Origin of the sequence: Streptomyces pseudogriseolus, from assembly GCA_002154585.1 — a bacterium.
GTDB classification, from domain to species: Bacteria; Actinomycetota; Actinomycetes; order Streptomycetales; family Streptomycetaceae; genus Streptomyces; species Streptomyces pseudogriseolus.
Window position 1 is genome coordinate 1 of sequence record MUNG01000337.1, and the last position, 3,893, is coordinate 3,893.

Below are 3,893 nucleotides of genomic sequence, written 5' to 3' on the forward strand. Positions count from 1 at the left end.
TCATCACCCTGGTGCCCGCGCGGAGTGCGGTCGGGGCGGGACTGCGCCGGGCGCGCGACATGCTCGACTACGGCGACGCGGCCACCGTCGCGGCCGTCCTCGGCTGCGGCCGGCGGACGAGCGCGCACGACACCGTGCCGTTCGCGCTCTGGTCCGCCGCCCGCTCCCTGGGCGACTACGAGACCGCCTTCTGGACGACCGCGCAGGTGGGCGGGGACGTCGACACCACCTGTTCCATCGTGGGCGGGGTGGTCGCGGCGGGGCCGGCGGGGGCGCCGCCGGAGGCATGGGCGGAGCGGGTGGAGCCTTTGCCGGAGTGGATGACGCGGGCGGTCGAGGTCTGAGCCTCCTCCCAGAACCGACGCGCCAAAACCTTCCGTGTGGGTCGAGAATCGAAACTCTCCGTGCAGGTCGGGAACTCTGCGTGACCGGTCGGTCGTTGTCGGTGTGTCCGCTGCGGGTGGAGTGAGGGTCTGGGGGAGGGGTGTCGGATGGGCGTGTGGACGGGCGTACTCCTGGTGCTGTGCGCCGTGCTGCTCCNNTACCGGGTCCCGCCGTGCCGGACAGCGCCTCGAGGTCGCTCTTGCGGACCCGGATGACGAGCCAGGCGACGGCCAGGGCCAGCACCGCCATCGCGGCGGCGGGGACGAACGCCGCGGAGATGCCCTGCGCGAGCACCTCGTGTCCCCAGGGCGCGGGAAGCTGCTGCGTCTGGGCGAACTCCGCCTTCTGCTGCGCCGTCCCCTCCGCGAGGAAGGACGGCACCTGCTTCTCCGCCTCGTCCCGGCTGGCCGTGCCGAACACCGTGGTCAGCAGGGCCAGGCCCACCGAGCCGCCCACCTGCTGGGTCGCGTTGAGCAGACCGGACGCGGCGCCGGCCTCGTGCTGGGCCACGCCGGAGACCGCGGTGAGCGTCAGCGTCACGAAGTTCAGGCCCATGCCGAGGCCGAAGATCAGCATCGGCCCGAGGATGCCGCTGACGTAGGAGCTGTCGGAGTCGATCAGCGTCTGCCAGGCCAGTCCGAGCGCGGCCAGCGTCGAGCCGACGATCATGAAGGGCTTGGGTCCGAACACCGGGAGGAACCGCTGCGACACCCCCGCCCCGATGGCGATCACCACCGTCACCGGCAGGAAGGCGAGACCGGCTTCGATCGGGGTGTAGCCGAGGACGTTCTGCACGAAGAGAACGATGTAGAAGAACATGCCGAACATCGCCGCGGCGAGGCTGAGCATGATCAGATACGTGCCCGAGCGGTTGCGGTCGGCGAACATCCGCAACGGGGTGATCGGTTCCTTGGCGCGCGACTCGATCACGGCGAAAGCCGCCAGCAGAACGGCCGAGGCGACGAACGAGCCGATGGTGAGGCTGTCGCTCCAGCCCTCCTCGGCCGCGCGGATGAAGCCGTAGACGAGCGAGGCCATGCCGGCCGTCGAGGTCACCGCGCCCGCGATGTCGAAGCGTCCCGTGTGCCGCTCGGACTCGTTGATGAACATCGGTGCGAGCACCGCGATCAGCAGGCCGATGGGCACGTTGACGAAGAGCACCCACCGCCAGTCGAGCCACTCGGTGAGCATGCCGCCCGCGAGCAGACCGATGGCGCCGCCGCCCGCCGAGACCGCGGCGAAGACGCCGAAGGCGCGGTTGCGTTCGGGGCCCTCCGGGAACGTGGTGGTGATGAGCGCCAGCGAGGTCGGCGAGGCGATCGCGCCGCCCATGCCCTGGAGGACGCGGGCGGCGAGGAGCTGCCACGGCTCCTGGGCGAGCCCGCCGAGCAGGGAGGCCGCGGTGAACAGCAGGATGCCGCTCATGAAGACGCGGCGTCGGCCGAGGATGTCGCCGGCCCGGCCGCCGAGGAGCAGCAGTCCGCCGAAGGTCAGGGTGTAGGCGCTGACCACCCAGGTGAGATCGGTGGTGCTGAACTGCAGGGCATTCTGGATGTGCGGGAGCGCGATGTTCACAATCGTCGCGTCGAGTACGACCATGAGTTGACAGGCCGCGATGACGGCGAGCGCGATCCCGGGACGCCCCGGCCGGCGGGCAGCGCCCGGCTTGGGGTCCTGGAGCAAAGGAGAGGTGGTCACTATGGGTCCCCCACGAATGGATTAGTGAACGAACGCGTTCACTGTTGCGTCAACCGTAGAAGCCCTCGACAGTGAACGCAAGCGTTCACTGTCTGGCCGTCGCTTCGGCGCGTCCCCCTTCGGCGCCGTACGGCGAGTGCTTCATCCCCGAATGTCCGCTTCCTCTGCTCGATGGAGAGAGTCAGATGGTTACTTCGAGCTGGGCCGCCACCCACGCTCAGACGGCTGCCTCCCGCCGCCGCGGCGCCGTCCTGGAACGCGCGATCCTCGATGCCGCGTTGGAGCAGCTCAGCACGGTCGGCTGGAACGGCCTGACCATGGAGGGCGTCGCCGCCGGCGCCCAGACGGGGAAGGCGGCCGTCTACCGGCGCTGGCCCTCGAAGGAGGACCTCGTCGCGGACGCCCTGCGCGCCGCGCTGCCCGAGTTCCACGAGGCGCCGGACCTGGGGAGCGTGCGCGAGGACCTGCTGGAGCTGTGCCGCAGGGCCCGGGACGCCATGTTCTCCAAGCCGGGAAGCGCCCTGCGCGCGGTCATTCACGAATGCGACAACACGGAGGCCGAGCGCTTCCAGACGGTGATCGTCGACGGCGTCGTGGAGCCGACCCTCACGCTGCTCCGTAAGGTGATCGAGCGCGGTATCGAGCGGGGAGAGGTGCGTCCCGACGCGGCCAACGGCTATGTCTTCGACGCCGTTCCGGCGATGATGATGTACCGCTCGAAGATGTGCGGCAGCGAATGGTCCGAGGTCGATCTGGAGCAGATGATCGACCAGTTGATGGTTCCGCTGCTGCGCCCGTACGCCTCCTGAGCGCAGGCCCGCACGTCTCCTGAGAACGAGCCCGTACGCCTCCTGATCACAAGGTGGTGACGACGGTGACCGCGGTCGGGGAACCGGGGTGTCGCACGCCGGACCGGGCGGCGTACGCTAAGGGCGCCATGCCGTACGAACCACCTACTCACACCGTCGAGCGCTCACTCCGCGCCACGACCGGAGCGAAGATCGTTGCAGGTGTCGACGAGGTGGGGCGTGGCGCGTGGGCCGGCCCGGTCACCGTCTGCGCGGCGATCACCGGACTGCGTCGGCCTCCCCAGGGACTCACCGACTCCAAGCTCCTCACCGTCAAGCGCCGCACCGAACTCGCCGAGACGCTGCGGAGCTGGGTCACGTCGTACGCCCTGGGCCACGCATCGCCCGAGGAGATCGACGAGCTGGGGATGACCGCCGCGCTCCGGCTGGCGGCCGTCCGCGCCCTGGAGGGCCTCCCGGTACGGCCCGACGCGGTCATCCTGGACGGCAAGCACGACTACCTCGGCTCGCCCTGGCAGGTCAGGACGGTCATCAAGGGCGACCAGTCGTGCGTGGCCGTGGCGGCGGCGTCGGTCATCGCCAAGGTCCAGCGCGACAAAATGATGGCCGAACTGGGCGCCGACCATGCAGACTTCGGTTTCGCGGACAACGCCGGGTATCCGTCCCCCGTGCACCGGGCCGCACTGGAGGTCAGGGGCCCCACCCCGTACCACCGGCTGTCGTGGGCGTATCTTGATGCGCTGCCCCAGTGGCGGCACCTCAAGAAGGCCCGCGTCTGGGCGGAGGCGACCGTCCCGCAGATCGAAGGCCAGCTCGGCTTCGACTTCTGACGAGACGTTCGCACTGATGTGCCACCCGGCGATGCCGGTCGCGCCACCGTTTGATAAAAATCAGCTCATGCCTCTCATTCCCGAGGAGCCTCAGATTCACGAGAGTGCCCAGGGTCCCCGCGCCACGCCGGCCAGCGGCCGTACCGCGCCGACCCCCCGCCCCGTACCCGGT

General features: G+C 69.9%; 3 protein-coding genes and 1 pseudogene. 3 read left to right on the forward strand and 1 reads right to left on the reverse strand.

Annotation, left to right across the window (positions count from 1 at the left end; genetic code table 11):
* On the forward strand, window positions 1–344 hold a 344-nt coding region (locus CCN29_RS26340), incomplete at its 5' end, for an ADP-ribosylglycohydrolase family protein (RefSeq protein WP_143661384.1).
* Window positions 345–537: 193 nt separating this feature from the next.
* On the opposite strand, the pseudogene CCN29_RS26345 reads toward CCN29_RS26340, so the two are convergent.
* Window positions 538–2,082, reverse strand: a pseudogene (locus CCN29_RS26345) (MFS transporter); the annotation flags it as partial.
* 185 nt (window positions 2,083–2,267) lie between these two features.
* Here CCN29_RS26345 and CCN29_RS26350 point away from each other — a divergent pair.
* Window positions 2,268–2,891 carry a TetR/AcrR family transcriptional regulator gene (locus CCN29_RS26350; protein WP_031022871.1) on the forward strand — a complete coding sequence of 208 codons (624 nt, stop codon included), beginning with the start codon at window positions 2,268–2,270 and terminating at the stop codon, window positions 2,889–2,891.
* Window positions 2,892–3,019: 128 nt separating this feature from the next.
* Complete coding sequence (rnhB, locus tag CCN29_RS26355; protein ID WP_006130000.1) at window positions 3,020–3,721, forward strand: ribonuclease HII; 702 nt, start codon at window positions 3,020–3,022, stop codon at window positions 3,719–3,721.
* Window positions 3,722–3,893: the final 172 nt, after the last annotated feature.